Below are 434 nucleotides of genomic sequence, written 5' to 3'. Positions count from 1 at the left end.
TTTTAGGTTCGCGGGGATGGGCGGAACAGGTAAAAATGGTTCTTTAACAAGCTGATAGTCAAAGAAAAAATCGCTTAAAACAGTATGACCGCACCGGAATCGTTCCTAAGATCCGATCGGGTTAGATGGAGGTGATAATCCCTATGCCTATGTTCATAATCCATTAACATGGATCGATCCATATGGACTTGCAGGTTGTTCCCGGGCACTAGCTAGGGCGATGAAAAGAGCCAATAAAGAATTAACGAAAGCTAAAGGGTATATGGATTCTGTCTCTTGATCACATCTCTAGCTCAAGAGACTGTGCAAGCAAGTAACCCTCAAGGATGGTTTGTAATATGAACCATCCTTCCCATAGCCTTTCCCATCCTACTCGACCATTACGTTTTGAATCGTACCAACCTGCAAGCTTGCCGAGGTTAATATAGGCCCAG

Annotated in this window: 1 pseudogene; it reads right to left on the bottom strand. The window is 44.0% G+C overall.

Annotated features, from left to right (window positions below):
• Positions 1 to 280: 280 nt before the first annotated feature.
• A pseudogene (locus IQ209_RS18025) lies at positions 281 to 434 on the bottom strand (IS4 family transposase); the annotation flags it as partial.

The sequence above is a fragment of the Xenorhabdus sp. BG5 genome, from assembly GCF_015163665.1.
Lineage (GTDB): Bacteria > Pseudomonadota > Gammaproteobacteria > Enterobacterales > Enterobacteriaceae > Xenorhabdus.
Note: the sequence above shows the minus strand (reverse complement) of the source record. Positions and strands in the feature narration are given on the sequence as shown.